Consider the following 23,014-nt stretch of genomic DNA (forward strand, 5'->3'; position numbering starts at 1 on the left):
GAACCGAGCGAAAGCCATGGTTCCTACCGTAAAGCTAACATCTTATGTGTCTGAAGGCACAGCGTATAGCCGTGGCGCATCGCGATATCAGCACAAAGGGCGCGATTGCGTTCATTCAAATTCTCGTCGCCATCGTCGCGCGGCATGACATAGATCGGCGCCACCGCTTTTTTCTGGCGAAATAGCCGCATGACATAGTTTTCCTTTTGCGTGGATCGTGCCGGCAATCCATCCTCCGCATCGACCTCGTCGACAGACAGAACGTATTTATAAGCGGAGATGCGGGGCACGATATCCGGATGCAACCCACGGGTTTTCGGGCTGCACACAATGGTCAAGCGTTCGCTTTCCGGCAGTTCGATCCATAAGGTTCCATTGGTCTCGATTTGAACACGCAACCCTCGCCCTAACAAGGTTTCGACCAGCGGAGCGATATTTTGCCGGAAAGGTTCACCGCCCGTGATGACGATCAAATCGCAAAACGACGGACGAATGTTCTCGATTGTCTCAAGCAACTCGTCCAGGCTCGGTCGCCATGTGGAGGATTCGAAATCGGTATCGCACCAGAAACACTTGAGATTGCAGCCGCAGGTGCGCACGAAAACGCTGGGCTGTCCGCTGAACGGCCCCTCGCCTTGCAGCGTATAAAATACCTCCTGGATCCAAAGTTCGCGACCGTCGGTCAATTCCTGACGTCTGAGTTTATTCTTGCCCTTCATGGCGAAAACTCCACCGTTTGCGTCGATTTTATTGCCCGGGCAGCCGCAGCCTCCCGAAGAAATTGCTCGCGATAATTGGGCTGAATTTGCTGAACCAGGCCGATTGCATGCGGTTTACTTTCAGCAATGCCGGCTCCAGTGATCTGGACGAAACGCGCCTTTTCATGCATTTCGGCGATATCCATGCTGCCGCAGTATGAAATCCCGGATCGCAAACCATTGGAAAGGGACCGCACCACCTGCATAAGCGGGCCGCGGTATTCAAAGGTCGCTTCGACACCTTCTGGTTCGTAATCGGCAATTTCATCGTCGAAAACCAAATCACCTTCTGTCCAGCGTATGGTCAGGTTCACGCCGAGGGAAACAAAGCCGGTCGAAATCTTGTAGCGTCGGCCGTCGCGCTCAACCGTGAAGGCCGCGCTTTCCTCTGCGCCGGCCAGGATGCTTCCCAGCATTACCGTTGACGCGCCGGCCGCCAAGGCCTTCGTTATTTCCCCTGATCCCCGTATACCCCCGTCGGCGATCACAGGAACATCGTGTGCGCGCGCCACCGCCACGCAATCGCGCACCGCTGTCAGCTGAGGCACACCCGCCCCTGCCACCAATCGCGTCGTGCATATGCCGCCAGGCCCGATACCAACCTTGATGGCATCGGCACCCGCTTCAATCAAATCATGGGTTCCCTCCGCCGTCGCGACATTCCCGGCGATCACTTCGACGGCGGGATACCGGTCCTTGAGGCGCGCAACCGTTTCTATCGCGTAGTCTGCGTGTCCATGAGCGATATCCAAGACGAGGATTTCGGCCCCTGCCTCGACCAGAGCGGCAGCACGCTCCAACGCTTCCGCCTTTGCGCCGATAGCCGCAGCCGCCAACAAGCGACCATCGACCGACTGCGTTGCCGTGTGTGCCGTCGCCGGGTCGATCATGGCGCTTTTGACATTCAGTATCGCGGTCACCTGGTCTTTGATCGGCATCATTCTATGGAGAACGCCAAGCCCTCCAAGCCGCCCCATGGCAATGGCCATCCGGGCATCCGTGCACCAGGGCACATTGGCGGATAAAATCGGCACCGCAAGTCTTCTTCGGTGCGTTACCCGACTGGAAATATCGATGTCCTTGCGGCTCCGGGCGCGCGTACGTTGCGGGACCAGCAAAACATCGTCGAAAGACAGTCCTAGGGGAATGATGTCTGACGTCATGATCTATTCCGCTCTTCGAGGTTGGGGTCATGGATGTGCTCGCAGTCGTGGGCAGGGGGACATTCATGGAATGGATCCCCTGTCGGAGCGTCTCTCACCAGCATTCTGCCCTCCAGCCGATGATCGGTATGCCATTTGGCGTCGCCGCCGAACGGACGGGAATGCCAGCTGGTTTCTGCCCCTGCGATACCGGTTCCGATCAAACTGTCCAAAGTGACCAAAAGGGCCATTTCCTCCAAGCCCAGCTTCTCGAAACCTTCGGGCAAAAGGGGCAGGACCAGGTAACGATGACGGAACGTCGAATCATAAACTCGGATTTCGGTCTCGTCGGGAATATTCAATCCGAACTGCTGGGACAAAAATCCTCGGGGATCCGTTTCCATTCGTCGCCGATATTCGGCGCTGCGATACCAATAAGGTGCCGGACCCAACAAGCTCGTGGGATAACAGGAGCACAATGTGCATACGACGGCATGGTGTACTCGTGGTTCGTTCTTCAGAACCGTCAGGATCGTACCATCCTCCAGCGCAACCCCGTATTCCGTCAGGACATCTCCAGAGTTGGTCAAAAGTCGATGTTCGAACAATGGATCCCGCCAGGCGCGTGCCACCAACATCGCGCCGACGGGTAAAAGCACCTCCGAGGATGGCCCATCTGCGTCTCGCATCAGGCGGCACCGCGTTGGGCGTAACGCGCCGGATCCTTCAAACCAGCCTCGCTGAACCCTTTCAGCCGGAGCAGGCAGGAATCGCATTCCCCACAGGACAGCCCCTCTACCGTTGGGTCGTAGCAACTGTGGGTCAGTCCGTACTTAACCCCCAGTTCCGTGCCGCGCCGAATGATCTGTGCCTTCGTCATCTGAATGAGCGGTGTATGAATCTTCAAGGTCGTTTCGCCGGTTACGCCTGTTTTCGTCGCCAGATTGGCCATGCGGACGTAAGCGTCGATATATTCCGGCCGGCAATCCGGATAACCGGAATAGTCCAACGCGTTGACGCCGATGAAGATGTCGGGGGCCTTCAGCACCTCTGCCCAAGCCAATGCGAACGACAGGAAGATCGTGTTGCGTGCGGGCACATAGGTGACCGGAATTCCCTCGCTCATTTCGGAGGTCGCCCGACCCTTGGGAACGTCAATATCCTGCGTCAGTGCCGACCCGCCAAATTGGCGCAAATCGATCGATGCGATCATATGATCCCTGACGCCTGCTTCGGCGGCAACTTGCTTGGCCGCCTCAAGCTCGGCGACATGGCGCTGACCATACCGGAAGCTCAATGCATACAGGTCGAAGCCCTGCTGCTTTGCAATGGCCAAAGTCGTCGCGGAATCCAATCCTCCACTCAACAAAACGACGGCTTTCGATTTTGACATGGCACTACCCTCCTCATGTTGCCTCTGAAAATCCCGTTGGCAAACTTGCCGTCCACCAAACCCCGATCGCCAGATCAAGTTAGATGTTCACTCGCCCTCAATTCCGCGACGCTCGCCACGACGTGATCTGGCGCCAGCGCCTCCAAGTGATTGCCCAAGAACCTGAAATTGCCTGTCCGAACAGCAATTGTTCGCATGGCGAGCGCCTTACCTGCCTGTATATCGATCGGCGCGTCGCCCACGATGGCAACTTCCCGCGGATCCATTTCCAGCTCTTTGAGGATTCGCTGCACAAGCGCGAGTTTCACCTCCAGGCTGCTGGGTGTGCCCGCGATCGCTTCCGCCCCAAGGTCGTCACGTGTCAGAACCGATTCAAAGCAATCGGCAACCTGCTCCCGCACCAGCAGACATTTCGTCTGGTCGGTGGCGACCCAGGCGCTGGCGATGGCAAGTCGCATTCCGCCATTGCTCAAGGTGCGGATAACGTCGGATGTGCCGGGAAAAAACTGTGCCTGCTCCATATATGACCGAGGGATACGATCCAGATGATCCATCACCAGAATGTCGCCGATCGTCCGCCCTTTCTCAATGCTGTGCCAATAGTCCAGACTCAACACATGATCGCGGTCGCTGGGTACGGATAAACATTGCCGGACATGCAGATCGTCAACGAATGCCAGGAACATCCCCGAGAAATCCAGCAAAGTCCCGTCCCGATCGAAAATCACAGCCCTAATCATCTGCGCACCGGAGCCTCGTCAGCGCTTCGCTGGCCCAAGCTCGACTGCGAGGCGACAACAAGCGGCTCGACGGGTCCATCCATCACTGCTTTCTGGCTTTCCCACGGGAAAACAACCCAATCGTCGGATTCTATCGCCCAATAATCGGGACGATTTTGACAGTTGACGTTGCAAACAACAGTTGCGGATCGGATAGATTTCGCGCCCATCTCGCGGAGTTGCCCAAGGATGGCGGTCAAGGTACCGCCATCGCCGGCGATGTCGTCGCAAATCAGCAAATGGCGAGCGGACCAGTCGTCTTTCGCCGGCCCCACCCAAGCTATCTTGGGCGCTCCACGCTCGGCATAGCGTTCGTCGCCGGCGTTTCGGGTGACGGAAATCACCCGGATGTCGTGCAGTTCCAGCCTATGCGCCAACGCGGTTGCCAGCGGCAGCCCGCCTCGCGCCAACGCGACCACCGCGTCCGGCTTCACCGCGTCCTGGCATATCCGTTCGTAGAGAATATCGACGGAGTTGCCGAATTCCTCCCAGCTCAATTGCAGAAGCCGCTTTCCCAGCCAAAGATCCATGGGGCCCCTCCTACCTGTGCCAACGCATGAATATAATTGTGCGCTTGCTCCGATAGCGCCTGAAAAAAATACAGGCTAAACGATTATTGTCAATGGTTGCATATTTAAAATTGCAATGCGAGAATGGTCTCGAAGATGTCGTGAATCCTAGCGCAGTGGGGAAACCATGCAGGAATATCATTTGATCACGCGTGAAATCGGTATCGATGCGGCCCACCGTATCCCGCACCACGAGTCGAAATGCCATAACTTGCACGGTCATCGATATAAGATTGCCGCGACTTGCGTGGGCCCCCTGTGTGGCGACGGGGAGCAGACTGGCATGGTCCTCGATTTCGGTTTCTTGAAGGACGAAATGATGGCCGAGATCGATGCCTGCTGCGATCATGGCATGATGATTTGGGTAGACGATCCCTGGATCGGCTCCTTTCTCCCCGAAAACGCATCTGAAGCCAAGGCCGCCGCGGTTCTGCGGAAATACCGTGACGAGGTGACCCATGCCGGTCAAAAGCTGATCGAAGGTCCATTCGGCAAGACACTTTTGCTGGCGAGCGTGCCAACTGCGGAGAACCTCGCGAAGCATTGGTTCGATAGGCTGGCACCCCGCGTTAGGTTCCGAAGCCATAACCGCGCACATCTCCTGCGAGTAGAGGTTTGGGAAACGCCAAACTGTATGGCGACATACAACACCCAGGATCCAGACTGGTTCGCGTTCGATGCGGTGCCGAAACTGCCCTCCGGCAGATTGAGTCATTTGGCAGGTTACGACTCCGGATTGAGCTGATATCCATGGACGGTGATGTCAGGTTAACTCGATCAAGTAAGCTTTCGGCATGCTGGTTGGATCAGGCCGCTGTCGCGGTGACCGCCTTCCTGCGCGAAAACATAAGGGTCAGCTAACCGCTTAGTGACGCCGCCATCTCGACAAGATTCCTCACCTGCGCTAGGGCTATCGCTTCTGGAACGGAAGAGGAACCATTATGATCCCTAAGCCCCGGCGCCTCACACCCTACCCCGACCATGACCTCGATTGTCAGGCCGCCCTGGAAGCCACATTCCAACACGTGGTCGATCTTGCGGTAACCAGCGGGTGGAACAAGGTCGAAGCCATCACGGCCTTCCAAGAGCTCGCCTACGCGCATCTCTCCACCGAGGACGAGAACATGCACGCCACCCTCGCCGTTCTCCACGCCGGTCTCACCAACCACTGAATTCAACACCGCCGCCGTGGTAATAGGACGCCACACCGATGATCGGGACCGCGATGAACGGTATTAGTCGGGCACTGTAAAGTTATCAGCGGATTGATGCAGCGATAGCTGGCCGGGACGGCTGTCAGGCTGCGGCGACACACGCGATTTTGTTCCAGATTTGCATGGCGGCGTTACGCAGGTCTCGATGTTGAGCCGATGACAGCGTATTGCGGGGAAAGTGGAACAGGTTGGCAATCGGATCATGGATGGAAACGAACCGCTGAAGCTGGCGTGCCGACTTGAAGCGTTTCATGGTCCTTTCGCGTCGTCGGGTCGGCTGGTGCGAATTTTCCGCTCGATTATTGAGGCCTTTGTGCGACCGGTGTTCGACACCGGGCATGAGGTCGCGCCTGGCGGCATCATAGGACCGGAGCTTGTCGGTGATCATGACCCGTGGTGTCCGCCCTTGAGCCTTCAGCAACTTACGCATCAGACGCTTTGCCGCCTTGCCATTTCGGCGGCTTTGCACCAGTACTTCGAGGACGAAGCCGTCCTGATCGACCGCACGCCAGAGCCACTGCTTCTTGCCATTGATGGCCACCACGCATTCGTCGAGATGCCATATGTGGACGGCCCCTCCTTGCAAGAACTCTTTGATGATTTGATCGGATCTCTTGCGTTCATATGTCCGGCCTTTTGTTGCGTTCACACATGAACGCTGGCCAAGATGGGTTCCGCGACGTGGGTTCCAAACACTTGATCGGCCTCGTTGGGCCACTGGCATCTACGGAGTGTACCGCGTCTCGGATCGATCGATCACACCATCTAATCGTTTCCTGCAAGTTCACGCATCAGCTCAGCACGGTAGCGTCTGTATCCTGCTCACCGTGACCGACTGATCTCTTCACGCCGCGCAGGCCAGAGCCGGGCGCGCAGCATTGCCCTTGTAAGCCTCGCCGGTCACCATCATTTTCCAGGCGATCCTGGCGATCTTGTTGGCCAACGCGACAGCCGCGAGTTTTGGGGCCTTGCGCTTGAGCAACTCGATGAGCCAGAGCGAAGCGTTCCTGCCTCTTCCCGCTCTCACCTGTCGAAGCAACGAGGTCGCACCCACGACCAATGTTTTGCGCAATGCCTCATCGCCGGCCCTCGTAATGATACCGAGCCTGACTTTGCCAGCAGTCGAATGATCCTTGGGCGTCAGGCCCATCCAGGCGGCAAACTGCCTTCCAGATCTGAACTGTTCCGGTGCCGGCGCTTTCATCACCAGCAAGACCGCGCCGATTGGTCCGACACCAGGGATCTTTGCAAGACGGCGACAACATTCATTGTTGCGATACCAAGCCATCAGTTTTGCCTCCACCTCTTTCAGGCGCTCACCCAACTGCGCAAATTCCTCAACGAGAGACGCGAACAGCTCACGCGCCACAGCCGGAATGCTTTCATCAATCATGATGCGTTCCAGAAGGAGCGGAAGATGAGACATGCCTTTGGCCGCGGTCAGCCCGAACTCAGCTGCATAGCCACGAATCGTATTGGCAAGCTGCGTCTGTGCGGCGACAGCGCGCTCGCGCATGCCCACCAGCATCAGCACGGCTTGCTGATCCGCACTCTTTACCGGAACGAACCGCATCGTCGGGCGGCTCATCGCCTCGCATAGCGCTTCGGCATCGGCCGCATCATTCTTGCCGCGCTTGACGTAGGGCTTCGCCAGTTGTGGCGCGATCAGCTTTACCTCATGTCCGAACCCTGTCAGCAACCGCGCCCAGTGATGCGAAGCGGCACAGGCTTCGATCGCAATCGCGGTCGGTGGGCATGTCGCAAAGAAATCCACCATCTCCTTGCGGCGCATCTTCGTATCCATCCGAGGTGGGCCGCAGGACTTAATGGGGTTCGCGTGGTAACGTCGGGTTCATGGAGATCGATGAGGACAAGATCGACGATGCCGTTTTGGCGCTGTTGTGGCTAACGCTGCATAACGAGCGTTGTGCCTGGAAGGGCTTTGACTGGGCAACGACGGATCGCTTGCATCAGAAGGGCATGATCGGCGACCCGGTGAACAAGTCGAAGTCGCTGGTGCTGACGGACGAGGGTCTGCGGCGGTCGGAGGAGCTGTTTCGGACGCTGTTTACGCGGCAACCGATATCGCCACCGCCTTGATCCTCTTCCATTCCCAAGGCAAGAGCTCACGCAGGCGGGAGACGGGAAGATCTGCGATGCGCGTCAGCACATCTGCGAGCCAAGCCTTCGGGTCGATGTCGTTGAGGCGGGCCGTCGTAATAAGGGTCAGCATGATGGCCGCCCGGTCGGCGCCCCGCTCGGATCCGGCGAAGCTCCAGTTTTTTCTTCCACATGCAACCCCGCGCAGGGCTCTTTCCGCCGCGTTATTCGTCATGCAGATCCTGCCGTCGTCGGCGTATCTGGCAAAGTCGGCCCAGCGCGACAGCATATAGTTGATGGGTTCAATCACCGGTGAGGATCGCGACAGGCCTTCGAGTTCCAGCCTGAACCAAGCCTCCAGTTCGTCGAGCAGCGGCTTGCTCTTTTCCTGGCGCACGGCAAGGCGCTCTTCGGCGCTTTTGCCGTTGATGTCGCGCTCGATGTCAAACAGCGCATCGATGCGTTTGACCGCTTCCAGCGCCGTCGCAGAGACAGGCCTCAAGCCCTTGCCCCGCCGGGCACTGCGAGAGACATCGGCCAGCTCGAAGAACTTTCGCCGCGCATGGGCAAAACAGAAGGCTGGCGTTACCGGGATTTGTTTCCTGCTCCGGTCGAAGAGCGGATTGAAGCCATTGTAGCAATCGGCCTGCAGGATGCCGGTGAACTCGGCCAAATGTCGTTGCGGATGTTCGCCACGCCGGTCGCTGGAGGCGTAGAAGACGGCAGCCGGCGGCGACTGCCCGCCAAATGGCCGGTCGTCGCAAACGTAAGTCCATATGCGGCCGGTAATGCACTGCCCCTTGGCCAGGATCGGGATGGTGGTGTCATCGCCGTGGAGGCGCTCGGCCGCAAACACGTGGGTTTCGATCATATCGAAGAGTGGCTTGACGGCGGCGCTGACGTAGCCAACCTGGTCGGCGAGCGTCTGGGTTGACAGATCAATCCCCTCGCTGCGGAACCGGCGACTTTGGCGGTTCAGGGGCTGATGCTCGGAGAATTTGTCGAAGACGATCGTGGAAAGAAGGTTGGGGCCAAGGAAGCCGCGCGACGTGGCATGGAAAGGCGCCGGCGCCTGGCTGATGCAGCCACAGTCCCGGCAGGTAAATTTCTCCCGGACGGTTTCGACGATCTTGAAGCGGCGCGGGACCTCCTCCAGCGTCTCGGTAGTATCCTCACCAAGCTTCGACAGACGCTCGCTGCCACAATGGGTGCAGGCGGTCGGCGCGTCGACGACGAGACGTTCGCGCTCAATATTTTCTGGCCAGGGTTTGCGCACCGGGCGCTTGCGGGTGAAGGCACGAACGGTCTGTGTTTTCGCTGAGGCCGCCTCTGACGCAAGCTCATCCTCGGTCGCATCAGCGACCAGTTCCTCAAGCTGCAATTCCATCTGGTCGATCAGCCGCTGGGTGCGCTCCCGGCTCGGACCGTGTTTGTCGCGCTCCAACTTGGCGATCAGCAATTGCAGATGGGCGTTGAGCGCCTCAATGCCGGAAAGTTTTGCTTTTGCACTGCTCGCTTCAGCCTCAGCGCGTATCCGCGCCTCGCGTTCCGCCAGCAACGCGGCGTGGGCGCTGGCAAGATCGTCCGGCAGTGAGAGAGGCGGTAACGACATGCTGTCATAGAAGCATATTTATCCAACAAATTCAATGCAAAAGACGTTCAAACCCGCGTCGGGCGCCAGGTTTCCTGAGGGGCTCGCCAGTCAATTCCGGACAGCAAATAAGAAAGCTGCGCCGGCGTGATTGCCACCGCGCCGCCCTCTACATTCGGCCAGATAAACCGGCCGCGTTCCAATTTTTTCGTGAACAGGCATGCGCCCTGGCCATCATGCCAGATCAATTTTACCAGATCACCTCGGCGGCCCCGGAAGCAGAACAGATGACCGCCCAGCGGGTCATGCTTCAACACTTCCTGCACCCGAAGGGCTAGCGAAGGAAAGCCGCACCGCATGTCTGTATGTCCGGTCGACAACCAAACCTTGACACCCGTTCCCATCGGAAACGGGTTCATCGCAACGTCTCCAGACCCCGCATAATCCGCAGCAGGACGTCCACGTCGACATCCCGACCGACGATCACACGCCGGTCGTTCGCACTCACCACCTCCATGCGACCGTGGTCGCTGACAGGCGGCGGCACAGCGACAGTCGCCGCAGGTGGCGTGTTCGCAACAACCGGCTCGGCAACGACGATCGCTGGAACAAACCCGTTTGTCGAGCGGTGGACAAGCCGTCCTTCCCGGGCGGCCCTGCGCCAGGCATTCAACTGCCAGCGCGTGATCCCATGACGCTGCGCCGTGGCCGTCACCTGCCGCGGGCCGTTATAACTCTCAGCCACAATCGCTAGCTTCCCTTCATCCGTGAAACGCCGGCGACGCCCGCTATCGACAATCTCCATCCGGCTAAAATGCCCGGTGAGATCATTCATCAAGTCCATGTGTGAAGCACCGTCTATATTGCCGTCTATATAGACAGAGCATCCACACTCTCACTCACTCCACAATGCGGCCCAACTCGGATGCGTACGCATCTTCTTGCGCAGGATCGGCCGCTCGGCGGCGTTCACACCATGCAATTGAAAGACGTGCTTTGACGTATCCATGCCAATACGGATAATCTGATCCACGGACGGCTCCTTCGTTTGAGATCGTTAACAGCTCACTCTGGCACATTTCGATGCCGTTCGGGGGCCGTCCACCCCAACATTTGTCGCCCAGGCAGCCGGCTGACCGTCGCTTGATCTCCCGGGCGAAATGCCGTCCGAATTTCTCCGCCCAGCTTCGAATGGTCTGATGCGTGACGATGATGCCGCGGGCCGCCAGCATGTCCTCAACCATGCGCAGGCTGAGCGGAAAGCGAAAGTAGAGCCATACCGCGTGCGCAATGATCTCAGCGGGATAGCGGTGGCGACGATAAAGCGGATCACGAGCAACTTCTGACATGGCCCATGTACGCACATCTTCATCAGCCGTCGGTTAACTTTACGGTGCCAGGCCGTCCACCTCATCAGGCCCGAATGGCGTGCTTGGCACGTCGCCAGCCCGCTTTAAAGTGCCATCGAGAGGACGAATGGGCTGGTCTTCCAGACCTCATGCATTTCGTGGGGCTATCCCGAAGCATTGCTCCTAATTATCACATAGCCTGAAGTGATATGACTTTGGCCGGGTGACGTGCTCATAACCCAGCACGCTCAATGTAGCACCTCGTCCACTGTTCTTGACACCAGTCCAGGCCAGCGTGGGATCCAAATGGTCGCACCGATTTAAAAGAACCGTACCGGTCTCCAAATCCTCGGCAAGCGCATTCGCCGCAGCGACATCCTTCGTCCAAATAGACGCAGTGAGGCCGTAAGTGCTGTCATTCATCAATTCTAGCGCTTGTTGATCGGATTCAACGCGCATAACGCCCACGACCGGACCAAATGTCTCTTCTCTCATAAGGCGCATGCTATGGTCGACGTCGACCAGTAGACGTGGTGACACGTAGGCGTCGCCCGGCCTGTCCAACTCAACCTTGGACAGAGGGACTAAATTCCTTGCACCCTTCCTGATCGCCTCATCCAGATGTTCCCTTATCACAGACGCGGCGTATTTATTGACGACAGGACCGAGATTGACGTCGATATCGAGCGGATTGCCAAGATGATACGTGGTGGCGAGCTTCGCCGCGCGTTCAATGAATTCATCGTATACGTCCGAATGTGCATAGATCCGTTCGATCCCACAACAAGACTGGCCGCTGTTGAAGAAAGCGCCGTCGACAATGTTCTCGACAGAAAAGGCTACATCCGCATCAGCCCTAATGTAGGCAGGATCTTTGCCGCCGAGTTCAAGGCCGACCCCAATAAACCGATTTGCCGCTGCCTTTTGCACAAGACGACCTGTTCGCACTGAACCGGTAAACGCCACATAGTCAATGCGTTGATCGGCAATGATCCTTTCGGCATCGCTGTTAGTCACCGTGATCACTTGAAAGACGTCACTGGGAAGTCGGATTGTTTCAAACGCTTTTGCGAATCGTTCTCCCGACAGAGGAGTCTGTGGGGCATGTTTCAAGATCACACTGTTGCCGGCGATGATCGCTGGGACAACCGTATTGACTGCTGCGAGCAAAGGGTAGTTCCACGGCGCAATAACGTATACGACGCCGAGCGGGGATCTCCGAATAAACCGTTTGAAACCGACCCGTGGTTCTGGACGAATGTCCTCCAGAGCCTCTGGGGCTAAAGCGACCATCGTAAGTGCGCGATCGGCACAGGTTCGCACTTCGCTTGGCGTTTGCGAAATCGGTCGGCCCATCTGTTGCGTGATCTCCAGAGCGATATCTTCCTGATTATCTAGAAGATACTGGGCAAACTTCTCACAAATTTGGAGCCGCTCTTTCAATGGGAATTTACGCCAGAGTTTTTGAGCGGCGACTGCTCGCTCCAAAATAGCATCGACTTGTTGCGCCGACGCATAGCTTCGTTCAGCAACGATGCTGCCATCGATAGGCGAAATAGTGCGTTGAAGGTCAGTCATTGTTTGCCTCAAATGATCTCGAAATAGCGGGACAATTCCCAGTCGGAGACATGGTGCTGGAACTGGCGATGCTCCCAGTCACGTGTCGCCGCATAATGTTCGACGAAAGCGCTCCCGAAGATTTCGTGGGCAATGGCGCTGTTTCTAAAGTTGTCGGCGGCTTCTGAGAGCGTACGGGGTAGCTGTTGCCGTGTCGGCGCGGTGATCTGATAAGCGTTGCCGGACAAAGCAGCCTCGGGCTCGACCTTGTTTTCAATTCCCCAAAGGCCCGCCCCGAGCGTGGCCGCCAATGTCAGATATGGATTGGCATCCGCGCCTGGAATGCGAAATTCCACGCGTTGAGACTTCAAGCTACCCGTGATGGCGCGTATAGCAACGGTACGGTTATCGATTCCCCACGTTGCTGCGGTTGGGGCCCAATGACCCGGGACCAGCCGGCGATAGGAGTTAACCGTTGGTGCGGTGAGAACCGCAATGGAAGGAGCAAGTTTCTGAAGACCGCCAATGAAATTGCGCATCGTCCGACTAATGCCGTGCTCGGTGCTGTGATCGTGAAACACCCCAACGCCATTTTCATCGACTAATGAGACGTGAACGTGGCCACCTTGGCCCGGCAGAGAGCTATCCCATTTTGCCATGAAGCTCGCCATGAGCCCATTTTTCTGAGCGAATACCTTCGCGAAGGTTTTGAACAACGCTCCCTTGTCGGCCGCCGCCAAGGCATCGTCCACGCCAATCGCGGCCTCCATGGCTCCCGGGCCGGTTTCTTCGTGAAGGCCCTCCAGTGGAATACGCATGGCTTCGAAGAGATCGAGGATGCCATGATAGAACTCGCTGTTCACCGAATTCCTGATAACGGAATAGCCGAAACCGCCGAAACCGAGCGGTCGGAGATTCCTATAGTTCTTATCGGCGAGTGTCCTGGCGTTTTCCTCCACGACGAGAAACTCGAACTCACAGGCTGCTTTTGGCCGAAGACCCATCGCCATCGCCTTGCGTAAAACTCGTTTCATTACTCCCCGCGGGCATAGCTCCTCGAGCTGCCCCACAAATTCGCCAAGGACGAAATGCGTTTCGCTTTCCAACGGAAGCTTACGCGCTGTTTCGGGCAGCAATCTGACCTGAGCGTCGCCATATCCGCTATTCCAGCCAATGCGATCGGTGTTATCGTAAAGCTGATCATTTGAATCCCAACCAAAGATGACATCGCAAAAGCCAAAACCATCCTCCAGTGAGGAAATAAATTTCTCGCGCGCCATGTATTTGCCACGCAGCACACCATCCAAATCGAAGGCGCCAATTTTGACGTGCTTATAAGCGTCGTCACGAAGGAACTGCTTGAGGTCGAGGCCGATTTCCGGGAATTCCAAAAACGTTTCTCTTATGGATCTATCGTCTGTGTTCGTCGAGAACAGGTGCGGAGATTGTTTCAGGTGGCGCCAATGGGACAGCCGACCGTCGATCTTCTCGACGGGACCGTTTCGAATTGTGGAATGGTCCGATCCTGATCGACTCTTCAAAGACAAAACCGATTTAAATGCAGCCTTGATATCGTCGATTAGGTCATCGGCTTCCTCCAAGCCTATCTGCAGGCGCACAAGAGGGCCCGCATAATTCTTTCCCGTCAAAGTGCGGTCGGCCAGATTGACCTGCAATGCGAGACTGGCATAACCACCCCATGAATAGCCAAGCCCGAAAATCGTGAGGCCGTTTAGAAAAGCGCGAACTGGGATGTCAGGGTCGAGCACGAAGGAGAATATGCCAGCCGATCCCGAGAAGTCGCGCTTCCACAACTCATGTCCGGCGTGACTCTCCAATGCTGGATGAAGGACTTCCAGGACTTCCTGCTGTTGCTCAAGCCATCGGGCAATTCGCAGGGCGCTGCTTGCATGACGCTCAAGTCGCAAACCCATTGTACGAAGCCCGCGCAATATATGATAGGCATCATCATTGTTCCCACAGATGCCCAAAGCCCCGTAAAATTCATTTAAGGTTGCGAAACAACTTTCGTTCGACGAAACGGTTCCCATCAAGATGTCGGAGTGGCCGGAGGGATATTTGGTCGTGGCATGCAACGAAATGTCCACCCCCAACTCCAATGGCTTCAGATAAAGAGGCGTTGCCCAGGTATTTTCCATCATGACGGTGGCGCCCACTGCATGCGCCTTCTCAGCGATAGCGGGAACATCCTGAATCTCGAACGTGTTCGAACCTGGGGACTCCGTGAACACAACCCGGGTATTCGATCGCAGAAGCCGCTCGATGCCACCGCCTATGAACGGGTCATAATATTCGACATCGCCCCCCAAGCGTGTGAGGGCGGTATCAGCGAATTGCCTTGTATTGCCATAGACGCTGTCGACGATGAGTAGATGATCGCCTGGTGACAGAAATGCCATGAGGGGGACCGTGACGGCCGTCAGGCCGGATGGAAGAAGAAGCGTCCCGAACGACCCTTCGAGCTCATTGATTGCGTCGCAAAGCGCCTTCGTCGTGGGGGTTCCACGTGTACCATAGGTGTATGGCTGATTATGCATCACCATGGTATCGGCATCAGGGAAAAGCACTGTTGACGCACGTACGAGGGGCGGGTCTATAAAGCCAAAATATTCCCGCGGATTGTTTCCACAATGGGCCAGCCGGGTGTTGATGCCGTGCTTCGCGACGGTGTTGGAAGTATCGTTCATGATCCAATCGCCAGTAAAGCTTCGTTCGCCGCACGGCTCCCGGGCGTCTTGGCCGCGGCTATAATTGTCGCAGCCGCTTTTTCGGCAACTGTCATGACGGCACAGTTTATATTCACGGTCACCATTGACGGAAAAATCGAAGCATCGCATACGCGCAAGCTGGCGATGTTTCTCACCCTCAGCGCAGTATCGACGACTGCGGTGGGATCGTCGTCGGACCCCATGCGGCATGTTCCTGCGGCATGATAGACGGTTTCCAGGTTTGACCGGATATAGTCGGTAATGTCGTCATCCTTCACGACGCTTGGCCCAGGAGCGACTTCGCGAACCGCGATCTCGCCGAAGGAATGGGTCTCGATGAAGCGCCGAGCAAATCGCATACCTTCGCCGATAATGCGCAGATCATAATCCTCCGGATCCGAGAGATAATTGAGGCGGATCCTAGGTTTGTCGCGCATGTCGGACGTGACCAAGCGGATATCGCCCCGACTGCGGGGACGAGTCGCGTTCGAGGCTATGTCGATAAGCCTTCCCTCGGAATTGAACGACGAGGTCGATTTCTCGCCGTGCCGACCGCTGGGGTTGCCTGGCCTCAACCCAAATTGGCACAAGCAATCAGGTGCCGGAGCATCAGCATCGACTTTGAGTAGCATAATGGATTCGTAGGGCGTCACATCCCATGCAGGTACCGACTCTTTCAGTTCGAAAACCACTGCGGAGGAATAATGATCCGCTAGGTTGCGACCGACTCCCGGGACATCGGCCACGACGGGTATACCCATTGCTCCTAGGTGCTGGGCCTCGCCAATGCCTGACACCATCAAGAGCTGCGGCGATTGGATGCTGCCCGCAGTAATGATTACCTCGTTTCGGGCATGAACAGGGCCAAGCGAGGTTTCGACACCGATGGCGCGGCCATCCTGAATAATGACACGCGTCACGAATGTTTCACTGAAGACTTCCAGCATCTCGGGCAGTTTCGACAAAGGATGAAGATACGACACGGAGGAAGATTGTCGATGCTTGCCAATGGCATTGAGCGGCAACATGCCAATTCCTGGCGAGATCTCCTGACGGAATTCTGTGCGACGAAGGCCAAGCTCCTGGCCCGCCCGCAAGAGAGCCGCCGATACAGGATTAGTATCTGGCCGGGTTTCGACTCCTACCTGGGAGAGTAGACGATTGATATGGGAACGAATCTCCTGAGGGCCCCATCCTTTCGCACCAAGCCTCTCCCATTCCGCAAAATCAGATTCCGGCGGAATGAGCCATGCGCAATCATTATGCGTACCACATCCACCGAGGACCTTGGCGCGTGAATAGTTTAGCCGAGCTGGCTTGGCATCAGTGGTCGATGCGAGGAAGCCCCAATCCAAACTTGTGGGTTGCTCGGATAGACGCGAAACATCCATCAAGCAAGGCACACCTTCGTCCAGCGGACCAGCCTCTATGAGAGCGATGGTGCCAATACCAGCGTCCGCAAGACGTCTGGCTATAACGGCTCCCGCACTGCCGCCACCGACGATAACATAATCGAACGTGAGGTCGTCATTAAAGTTCGGCACGCCCCTGTCTCCTTTGGAAAACGGTTTTGCGATCAGATGGAAATGGCTAGGGCGATGGCGACGCAGACGTAGACCACCCCTACAATTCGACTGATAGCAACCTGATTGTTGAAGAGTCGCTTTGCCTGACCGGCGATCTGAATATAGCTCCCATACACAAGCAGCGAGATTGTCATGGCGGTGATGCCGAGCAGGATCGCTTGCGGGAGATAAGGCAGTTTGGGGCTCACAAATGCCGGATAGATCAGCAGACTGGCAATAATACCCTTGGGATTCGTACAGGATACAGCAATGGCCCCAAGAATAAGCTCTTTGGTGGTTGCAGCAGTGACACGTTTTGTGACGAGTTCAGTTGGCTTGACGCTGAAAGCCTTGAGCGCCTGATAAAGGATAAGCGTAATGCCTCCCCACTTAATGATATGCAGAATGATCTCATACTTCTGGGCTAGCAGACCCACCCCGGATAAGACGATGACCGCATGTAGACCAGTTCCCAATGCAAATCCGATTGCAGCGGCGCTAGCTTTGCGGGAGCCATAATGTAGCGATTGCGCGACGGAGAATGCGACATTCGGTCCAGGCACCGCCAAGGTCGTGAAAAACATGATGCAGAACATCGTCCAGAGTGCCGTATCCATAATCTTCCCTTTTTCTGAAACCATTCCTGGTACCGGATAAGAATCCCGTGACCAAAAGTGTTGGCTCACTCTGTGTCCAAGAGTGTGTCGGAACGTCGCGGGACCGACAATGCGGGGCATGCTCTTCCTCTGCAGGATCTTTTGCGGTAAGAGCGACAAGACTCGCCAAATGAAGAGAAAAGCGACTGGCTGAAGGTATCGGTCGCAATATGCCATTCGGGATGCCACTGAACGCCTATCTGGAAGGTCGGCGAATCCTTGATCCGTATAGCCTCGATAAGTCCGTCATCGGCGACGCCTTCGATAACCAGATTGTTGCCGAGCCGATCTATACCCTGCCCATGGAGAGAATTGACCCAGACCTCCGTCCGATCCGCCAATCGGTGAAGCACACCATCTCGCCACAGGTTCAAGCGATGAACAGGGTCGTATTGACGGTCCCGTTCCAGACGTAGATCTTCCTGGTGTCTGATGTTGGAGGGTATGGTCCGGAGGTTGTCGTATAACGTGCCGTCGAAATAGACATTTAATTCTTGTAACCCTCGGCATATTGCCAGAATGGGCATCCCCAGCGACAATGCCGTGGCAATGGATGCTCCAGACAGCCGGTCCCGGTAGCGATCCCTTTGCGCAAAAACAAAATCGGTCACATCGGCCGGCTCGCTTCCATTACGCAGCACACACGAATCCACATTGGATTCATCCCCGGTCAGTACAAGTCCGTCCAGTCGAGCCAACGCGAATTCGTCACTATTGTGACCTCGCGCTAAGGTAGGCAGAACGACGACTTCAACATCCGCATATCCAACCAGTGCATCAATATAGCGGCGACGTATCCAGTCCCGGTGGACATTGTCGTCGATAATGCGGTTTGCCGTGATTCCAACGGTGGGCATCGTTCACTCCTTCAGGCAAGGTGCGTCCATCAGGCTAGGCCCACGGATAGCGGAATCTTGGCTGCATCGGTTCCATATTTATGCTGCCAATAGAGCCTTTCATTTCGCTCCATCAGCTGGCTCATGACGCTTCGCTGCCCTTGAGGTCCTCGAACGAACAAGCCTCCCCAGGTCGCTGCAACTTCGGCGTAATTCGGGTCCCGCATGCGTATTTTCTGGGCTTTTTTAAGAAGCCAGAAAGGGATGCCGGGAGAAAGATGATGTTCGAGATGGTATTCATCGAGATTGACGCCAAGCAGAAGTCGCTCGATGCAATTACCCTTTCTGTTACGCGTCAGGAAAAGATTGGTCTTTTCCGTCTCACACATGGGCGAGTGTTCCGCGATCTCGATGAACCAGCCAAGCGCCTGAAATGTCGTGAGATACGGCACGATCCAGAACAGTGCGACGTCATCCAGTAAATTCAACCAATAGGAACCGACGAGGATAGTGGTCCAAAATGCGTAGAAGCCGACCTTGTCTATAAAGAGAGCCTTGCTATCCAACTTGGATTTCTCAACTCCGGTGACCTTGAAACGGTGAGTGAACAGATATCGCAAGTATCCAATCGTGGCGGCCCCAAAGAGCGGCAATAGGATGATATCCGTTATGTATCGAACGGGATGGCGGACTTTGTAGACACCGCTTTCAAGAAAGAATTTCAGGTCCGGATCCTTGTCTGGATCGCCGAGGTGCGGATGGTGGAGATAGACGTGAGATACCCTGTAGGCCCAGTGCTTCTGAAACAATGGATAAGCGGCGAATAGAATTCCGAGCGCGTAGTTAAGCGTGCCGTTCCTTGCCAGCGTTCGATGGGCTGCATCATGGGCTATCGTGGTCAGGCCCCGCTGGTGCGCGCCGATGAAAAGCAAAGCTAGGGGATAGAACCACCAGGAAAGCTTGACGCAAAGAAGGGCGAAAAGAACAATGACCGCATAATCTTTTGCGATGTAGAGAGCACCGGTGATGTTGTCTGGACGCAATTCAGCCAACGCTTTTTTCACCTCCGCCGAAAAGCGGAAGCTTTCGTAGCGGGCATTCGTGAGTTGCCAAGTCTGATCAGATACCATGTGTTTTCCCTTTTAGCTCATTTACAGCGCGGCCAATGCACCCGCCAGGTCACGGATGATATCGTCAGAATGCTCGATACCAACGCAGAGGCGGATGGTGCCGTCATCGATTCCAGCTGCCAAGCGCTTCTCGCGCGGCACGGTCGTATGGGTGGTGGAAACGGGATGGGTGATAAGTGTTCTGGCGTCCCCGACATTGGAAACATGATAGGCGAGGCTGACGCTTTCGATGAGTTTGCGTCCGGCTGCGGCATCGCCAACGTCAAAGGTCAGCATCGCGCCATGGCCGTACTGGGGATCGAAAAGCTCGGCGGCGACCTCTCTTTGACGCCCTTCGAAAAAAGCCGGGTAGATGACTGCCCTGACCTTGGGGTGACTGCGCAGCATGTAGGCTACGGCCAAAGCATTTTCGCTATGGCGACGCATACGCAAGGGAAGAGTTTCGAGTCCCTGAATGAGCTGAAAGCTATTGAAGGGGCTCGAGCATGCGCCGGTATCGCGCAACCAAGTCATGCGGGCCTTAAGAAGAAACGGGCTGCTACCCAGATCGTCCAGATTTGTAATCGCCTCATGCCACAAGATGTCGCCATGCGCATCGTCGGGCCCGTTCATCAGGGGGAATCGATCAGGAAATTCGTCGAAAGCGAAATTGCCATGATCGACGATCAATCCTCCAAGAGTCGTCCCGTGGCCGCAAATATATTTCGTTGCGGAATAGGTGGAGAATGCTGCGCCCAACCTTGCCGGACTGCAAACGAGAGGTGTCGTTGTATTGTCCACGATTAACGGAATTCCGTGCCGGCGGCCAATTTCCGCCAGCTCGCGTATTGGAAGCGGCACCAGACTCGGGTTCGAGACGCACTCGCCGAAAAGACCAAGCGTCCGGTCGTCGATTTGAGCTTCGAAGCTTGAAGGGTCGTTGGGATCGGCGCTCCGCGCCTCGATACCCAAACGTCGAAAAGTATTGTGCAATAGGTTCCAAGAGTTGCCATAGAGAAACTTTGAAGCCACAATATTTCCGCCAGGGTAACCGCTGCACAAATTCACTAGGGCGAGAAACGTGGCTGCCTGCCCAGATGCGACAGCAAGAGAATCGAGGCCCCTATCAACCGCCGCGAAACGTCGTTCCAAGGCACGCGTCGTCGGGTTAATAATCCGCGTGTACGTATATCCATCTGCCTTGACGTTGTAGATGTCAGCGATCTTGGAGAGATTTCCGTCGAGCTCATATGCTGTATTCTGGTAAATGGGAACGCTTACCGCCCTTGTCGCCGGATCGTGCCTGAAGCCAGCATGGAGAACTGCAGTTTCCGGATTTTCCCATTTGGACGCTTGGGGATTTGGTATGAAATCAAGCATTGATTTGCTCCCTGGAGAGGCTGCTACACGCGAATTTTCTGGAAAAATCCCGGCGGGCGACCGTCGGCGCAAAACGCTCAACTCGGTCGATCAGACGATCTGGCCAGTCATCTTGGATCTGCCCGATGCAGCCAATACGAAAGGTCTGGGATGGCGCGTGCAGTTTCGCATAGATGTAGATCTGATCTGCGGCGAGAAAGTTATAGAAATATTCAAAGCTTTCTTGATCGGATATCCAATGCTTGGCTTGAAGAGCGAGGCAAATCGGCGATTGGAGCTCTTGTCTGAGAATGGGCGTGATGCCGAATGGCCTAAGGCCTTTTGTTAGGCGCTCTCTGACGCGATCATAGCGTGCCCATCGAGCCTCTGTGCCTTCCATCGAATGCTCCGAAAGCGCACGGTGGAGCGCTTGCGCTATGTGCGTCGGAGGAGTGGTACGCCACTCCCCCGATCTCTCGAACGACAACCACTGATCATAGAGATCCAGGGAGTAGGTGGTTGCGTGAGTCGACTTACGGTTGAGAAGCGTGTTTGCAACGATTGCAAATGCCAGTCCCGGCGGCGCCTCCAGACACTTGTTTCCTGAGGAAATCAGGACGTCGAACCTGTCTGTTTGCGCATTTACCGCGATACCGCCGAATGCACTCATGGAATCGACGATCGTGACGACGCCATTTGCTCTGGCAACATTGATCAAGGCGCTGAATGGGTTCAGAATGCCCGTGGTCGTTTCACAATGCACGAAGCACAAGTGGGTAATTTCTGGATCGGTTGCCAGCCGATCCGCCACCAGTGCGACGTCAGGCACCTCCGTTACAGGCGTCACCAGCGTTTCGAAGGCCAGACCATTACGCCGCAGCATGGTGAGTATACGCTCACCATACTGGCCGTTGATGCAGACGAGGGCTTTGTCCCCGCGACCGATGAATGTGGTGAGCGCCGCCTCAACGGCAAAGGTACCACTCCCCTGTATCGGAATAACCGTATGACTGCCGTGAGCCTGCGCGATGGTGAGGATCTGATCGCGAATCTCCTGAGTAATACGCTTGAAGGCCGCATCTCTCGACCCGATATCGAACAGCATTCCCTCCTTGACGAAGGGCGACAGGCAAAGCGGTCCGGGTGTGAATAGACGTACTTGATTTTGCAATCAAAATCCTCCGATCAGGAATGAACATAAGGCGCGCAGCCCTGGAGAACTGGCAAAACACTGACCAAAGCGACACTTTGTGTCGTTGATCCGTCGCTTGCTTCTTTCGTGGGCATTCGACTTGCGTAGCGACCTTGTCTCCTATCTTTTTATAAAAACAATCTTTAGTCAGCATAAGCTAATGCTATTCTAAGATGTATTTATAGCTTGGTCACAGCGCTAAGCGGAGCTGATTTTCGCTAGGGTCACGCAGCCAGTCCTGCACGTCGATCACCGGGGCTGGAGAGCCGCACTTCAAACTAGAGGTCATGCTCTTCTTCTCCACAGTGTTTTCCCCCGCTTCGTGCGCCAGGAATGAGCGTGTTAAGGATCAGCTCGAGTTGCTTCGATTTCAAAACGCGGCGCGTGTTCCATCTGTCGGACAATACACGCTGGTGATCTCGTCTTCTGAATGGCTTCTGCGGCAGTCGGTGATTGCGAATTTGGTTGGCAGAAGGTTCTGTGTGATCTGGAACGAAGAGATTGCGAACGGCGCATGGTCTCGTCATCATTGTGCGTCTCCTTGTTGGCGTCTATAATGTACAGAGTAGGTTCAAGTCCCGTGGAGGCTGGATGGAGCGTTCATGGAGGCAGCGTAAACTTAGAGTCTATTCAAGAAAGGGGATATCGAGCGAGCCTTCTGGTCATGAGCTTGATCATTGCGGTTTGGATGAAGGCGAGGCTTGTGGCTGAGAAGCGCTCGAAATCCTTTGCCATTCGGCGGTTTATGCCGAGCCAAGCCAGCGTTCGTTCGACGATCCATCGCTTCGCCAGCACCTGGAAACCGGCTTGATTGCGTTTGATAATCTCCATCGGTCGCGGGCTTGTCTCTTCGACCGTTGGGCCCTGATAGCCGCCATCGCCGCAGATTTTTTCGATGAATGGAAAGCGGTTGGCCAGCTTGTCGAAGACAAGTGCCGCTCCGTCGCGATCCTGAATGCCCGCCGAGTGGACGGCGATGTCACGTTGTCGGCAACTTAACGGGTGGCGGATAATTCGGTTGAGATGACCTCATCGACCATCAGCTACAAGAACCACCGCTTTCCACCGCAGATTATCGCCCGTGCGGTCTGGCTGTATTTCCGGTTCCCGTTGGGA

The 23,014-nt window shown here is 55.9% G+C and carries 22 protein-coding genes and 4 pseudogenes; 5 read left to right on the forward strand and 21 right to left on the reverse strand.

The window, feature by feature from the left end:
- Positions 1-23: 23 nt before the first annotated feature.
- From BA011_RS30005 to BA011_RS30030, 6 genes are all read right to left on the reverse strand, one after another.
- The gene (locus tag BA011_RS30005) at positions 24-719 is read right to left on the reverse strand and encodes a 7-carboxy-7-deazaguanine synthase QueE (RefSeq protein ID WP_064244985.1); all 696 of its coding nucleotides are present in this window, start codon (positions 717-719) and stop codon (positions 24-26) included.
- A complete protein-coding gene (gene guaB, locus BA011_RS30010; protein WP_064244986.1) occupies positions 716-1,921 on the reverse strand; it encodes an IMP dehydrogenase in 1,206 nt (401 codons plus the stop codon). Before guaB ends, BA011_RS30005 begins: the two co-directional genes overlap by 4 nt.
- Complete coding sequence (locus BA011_RS42645; protein WP_186806580.1) at positions 1,918-2,589, reverse strand: nitrile hydratase subunit alpha; 672 nt, start codon at positions 2,587-2,589, stop codon at positions 1,918-1,920. The genes guaB and BA011_RS42645 overlap by 4 nt, the downstream gene beginning before the upstream one ends.
- Positions 2,589-3,293, reverse strand: coding sequence for a 7-cyano-7-deazaguanine synthase QueC (gene queC, locus BA011_RS30020; protein ID WP_064244988.1), 705 nt, complete (start codon positions 3,291-3,293; stop codon positions 2,589-2,591). Before queC ends, BA011_RS42645 begins: the two co-directional genes overlap by 1 nt.
- Before the next feature lie 74 nt (positions 3,294-3,367).
- Positions 3,368-3,997: an HAD family hydrolase gene (locus tag BA011_RS30025; RefSeq protein ID WP_186806581.1), complete on the reverse strand. Its 630-nt coding sequence runs from the start codon at positions 3,995-3,997 to the stop codon at positions 3,368-3,370.
- Between the two features lie 32 nt (positions 3,998-4,029).
- A complete protein-coding gene (locus BA011_RS30030; RefSeq protein ID WP_064244990.1) occupies positions 4,030-4,602 on the reverse strand; it encodes a phosphoribosyltransferase in 573 nt (190 codons plus the stop codon).
- Positions 4,603-4,768: 166 nt separating this feature from the next.
- Here BA011_RS30030 and BA011_RS30035 point away from each other — a divergent pair, with 166 nt between their 5' ends.
- Positions 4,769-5,386: a 6-carboxytetrahydropterin synthase gene (locus tag BA011_RS30035; protein WP_064244991.1), complete on the forward strand. Its 618-nt coding sequence runs from the start codon at positions 4,769-4,771 to the stop codon at positions 5,384-5,386.
- 196 nt (positions 5,387-5,582) lie between these two features.
- Complete coding sequence (locus BA011_RS30040) at positions 5,583-5,813, forward strand: hypothetical protein (RefSeq protein WP_064244992.1); 231 nt, start codon at positions 5,583-5,585, stop codon at positions 5,811-5,813.
- 124 nt (positions 5,814-5,937) lie between these two features.
- Here BA011_RS30040 and BA011_RS30045 read toward each other — a convergent pair.
- Together BA011_RS30045 and BA011_RS30050 are read right to left on the reverse strand one after the other, a co-directional pair.
- Positions 5,938-6,417: pseudogene (locus BA011_RS30045) on the reverse strand (IS6 family transposase); the annotation flags it as partial.
- A 282-nt stretch (positions 6,418-6,699) separates the two neighbouring features.
- Positions 6,700-7,683, reverse strand: coding sequence for an IS110 family transposase (locus BA011_RS30050; RefSeq protein ID WP_065283469.1), 984 nt, complete (start codon positions 7,681-7,683; stop codon positions 6,700-6,702).
- A 26-nt stretch (positions 7,684-7,709) separates the two neighbouring features.
- Between BA011_RS30050 and BA011_RS30055 the strand changes: the two genes are divergently transcribed.
- Complete coding sequence (locus tag BA011_RS30055) at positions 7,710-7,955, forward strand: DUF6429 family protein (RefSeq protein ID WP_041365332.1); 246 nt, start codon at positions 7,710-7,712, stop codon at positions 7,953-7,955.
- On the opposite strand, the gene tnpC is transcribed toward BA011_RS30055, so the two are convergent.
- The 13 genes and pseudogenes from tnpC to BA011_RS30115 form a co-directional block, all read right to left on the reverse strand.
- A complete protein-coding gene (gene tnpC, locus BA011_RS30060; RefSeq protein ID WP_064246225.1) occupies positions 7,924-9,567 on the reverse strand; it encodes an IS66 family transposase in 1,644 nt (547 codons plus the stop codon). The genes BA011_RS30055 and tnpC overlap by 32 nt on opposite strands.
- Positions 9,568-9,614: 47 nt before the next feature.
- Positions 9,615-9,965: an IS66 family insertion sequence element accessory protein TnpB gene (tnpB, locus tag BA011_RS30065; protein ID WP_064246224.1), complete on the reverse strand. Its 351-nt coding sequence runs from the start codon at positions 9,963-9,965 to the stop codon at positions 9,615-9,617.
- A complete protein-coding gene (tnpA, locus tag BA011_RS30070) occupies positions 9,962-10,390 on the reverse strand; it encodes an IS66-like element accessory protein TnpA (protein WP_065282713.1) in 429 nt (142 codons plus the stop codon). The genes tnpB and tnpA overlap by 4 nt, the downstream gene beginning before the upstream one ends.
- Before the next feature lie 268 nt (positions 10,391-10,658).
- A pseudogene (locus tag BA011_RS30075) lies at positions 10,659-10,895 on the reverse strand (IS6 family transposase); the annotation flags it as partial.
- Between the two features lie 183 nt (positions 10,896-11,078).
- On the reverse strand, positions 11,079-12,473 hold the full coding sequence (locus BA011_RS30080; RefSeq protein ID WP_064244966.1) for an aldehyde dehydrogenase family protein: 1,395 nt from the start codon (positions 12,471-12,473) through the stop codon (positions 11,079-11,081).
- Positions 12,474-12,481: 8 nt separating this feature from the next.
- Complete coding sequence (locus BA011_RS30085; RefSeq protein WP_151343657.1) at positions 12,482-13,732, reverse strand: glutamine synthetase family protein; 1,251 nt, start codon at positions 13,730-13,732, stop codon at positions 12,482-12,484.
- Between the two features lie 267 nt (positions 13,733-13,999).
- Positions 14,000-15,160 (reverse strand): annotated as a pseudogene (locus BA011_RS42660) (cystathionine beta-lyase); the annotation flags it as partial.
- Positions 15,157-16,725, reverse strand: a complete 1,569-nt coding sequence (locus BA011_RS30090) for a GMC family oxidoreductase (RefSeq protein WP_065283470.1) — start codon at positions 16,723-16,725, stop codon at positions 15,157-15,159. The pseudogene BA011_RS42660 and the gene BA011_RS30090, both read right to left, overlap by 4 nt.
- 32 nt (positions 16,726-16,757) lie before the next feature.
- A complete protein-coding gene (locus BA011_RS30095; protein ID WP_065283471.1) occupies positions 16,758-17,363 on the reverse strand; it encodes a LysE family translocator in 606 nt (201 codons plus the stop codon).
- A 65-nt stretch (positions 17,364-17,428) separates the two neighbouring features.
- The gene (locus BA011_RS42665; RefSeq protein WP_151343627.1) at positions 17,429-18,259 is read right to left on the reverse strand and encodes a gamma-glutamyl-gamma-aminobutyrate hydrolase family protein; all 831 of its coding nucleotides are present in this window, start codon (positions 18,257-18,259) and stop codon (positions 17,429-17,431) included.
- 29 nt (positions 18,260-18,288) lie between these two features.
- Complete coding sequence (locus tag BA011_RS30105; protein ID WP_064244960.1) at positions 18,289-19,368, reverse strand: fatty acid desaturase family protein; 1,080 nt, start codon at positions 19,366-19,368, stop codon at positions 18,289-18,291.
- Between the two features lie 21 nt (positions 19,369-19,389).
- The gene (locus BA011_RS30110) at positions 19,390-20,727 is read right to left on the reverse strand and encodes an O-acetylhomoserine aminocarboxypropyltransferase/cysteine synthase family protein (protein WP_064244959.1); all 1,338 of its coding nucleotides are present in this window, start codon (positions 20,725-20,727) and stop codon (positions 19,390-19,392) included.
- Positions 20,720-21,811, reverse strand: a complete 1,092-nt coding sequence (locus BA011_RS30115) for a 2-aminoethylphosphonate--pyruvate transaminase (protein WP_335727685.1) — start codon at positions 21,809-21,811, stop codon at positions 20,720-20,722. The genes BA011_RS30110 and BA011_RS30115 overlap by 8 nt, the downstream gene beginning before the upstream one ends.
- A gap of 894 nt (positions 21,812-22,705) precedes the next feature.
- Here BA011_RS30115 and BA011_RS44530 point away from each other — a divergent pair.
- Positions 22,706-22,897, forward strand: a complete 192-nt coding sequence (locus tag BA011_RS44530; protein ID WP_186806601.1) for a hypothetical protein — start codon at positions 22,706-22,708, stop codon at positions 22,895-22,897.
- 24 nt (positions 22,898-22,921) lie between these two features.
- A pseudogene (locus BA011_RS45400) lies at positions 22,922-23,011 on the forward strand (IS6 family transposase); the annotation flags it as partial.
- Positions 23,012-23,014 lie beyond the last annotated feature (3 nt).

This window comes from Rhizobium leguminosarum (assembly GCF_001679785.1).
GTDB classification, from domain to species: domain Bacteria; phylum Pseudomonadota; class Alphaproteobacteria; order Rhizobiales; family Rhizobiaceae; genus Rhizobium; species Rhizobium leguminosarum_R.

Coding starts and splice junctions, on each gene's coding strand:
- BA011_RS30005 (WP_064244985.1), bottom strand. CDS start 719: ATGAAGGGCAAGAATAAACTCAGACGTCAGGAATTGACCGACGGTCGC.
- guaB (WP_064244986.1), bottom strand. CDS start 1,921: ATGACGTCAGACATCATTCCCCTAGGACTGTCTTTCGACGATGTTTTG.
- BA011_RS42645 (WP_186806580.1), bottom strand. CDS start 2,589: ATGCGAGACGCAGATGGGCCATCCTCGGAGGTGCTTTTACCCGTCGGC.
- queC (WP_064244988.1), bottom strand. CDS start 3,293: ATGTCAAAATCGAAAGCCGTCGTTTTGTTGAGTGGAGGATTGGATTCC.
- BA011_RS30030 (WP_064244990.1), bottom strand. CDS start 4,602: ATGGATCTTTGGCTGGGAAAGCGGCTTCTGCAATTGAGCTGGGAGGAA.
- BA011_RS30035 (WP_064244991.1), top strand. CDS start 4,769: ATGCAGGAATATCATTTGATCACGCGTGAAATCGGTATCGATGCGGCC.
- BA011_RS30040 (WP_064244992.1), top strand. CDS start 5,583: ATGATCCCTAAGCCCCGGCGCCTCACACCCTACCCCGACCATGACCTC.
- BA011_RS30055 (WP_041365332.1), top strand. CDS start 7,710: ATGGAGATCGATGAGGACAAGATCGACGATGCCGTTTTGGCGCTGTTG.
- tnpC (WP_064246225.1), bottom strand. CDS start 9,567: ATGTCGTTACCGCCTCTCTCACTGCCGGACGATCTTGCCAGCGCCCAC.
- tnpB (WP_064246224.1), bottom strand. CDS start 9,965: ATGAACCCGTTTCCGATGGGAACGGGTGTCAAGGTTTGGTTGTCGACC.
- tnpA (WP_065282713.1), bottom strand. CDS start 10,390: ATGGACTTGATGAATGATCTCACCGGGCATTTTAGCCGGATGGAGATT.
- BA011_RS30080 (WP_064244966.1), bottom strand. CDS start 12,473: ATGACTGACCTTCAACGCACTATTTCGCCTATCGATGGCAGCATCGTT.
- BA011_RS30085 (WP_151343657.1), bottom strand. CDS start 13,732: ATGGCGCGCGAGAAATTTATTTCCTCACTGGAGGATGGTTTTGGCTTT.
- BA011_RS30095 (WP_065283471.1), bottom strand. CDS start 17,363: ATGGATACGGCACTCTGGACGATGTTCTGCATCATGTTTTTCACGACC.
- BA011_RS42665 (WP_151343627.1), bottom strand. CDS start 18,259: ATGCCCACCGTTGGAATCACGGCAAACCGCATTATCGACGACAATGTC.
- BA011_RS30105 (WP_064244960.1), bottom strand. CDS start 19,368: ATGGTATCTGATCAGACTTGGCAACTCACGAATGCCCGCTACGAAAGC.
- BA011_RS30110 (WP_064244959.1), bottom strand. CDS start 20,727: ATGCTTGATTTCATACCAAATCCCCAAGCGTCCAAATGGGAAAATCCG.
- BA011_RS30115 (WP_335727685.1), bottom strand. CDS start 21,811: ATGCTGTTCGATATCGGGTCGAGAGATGCGGCCTTCAAGCGTATTACT.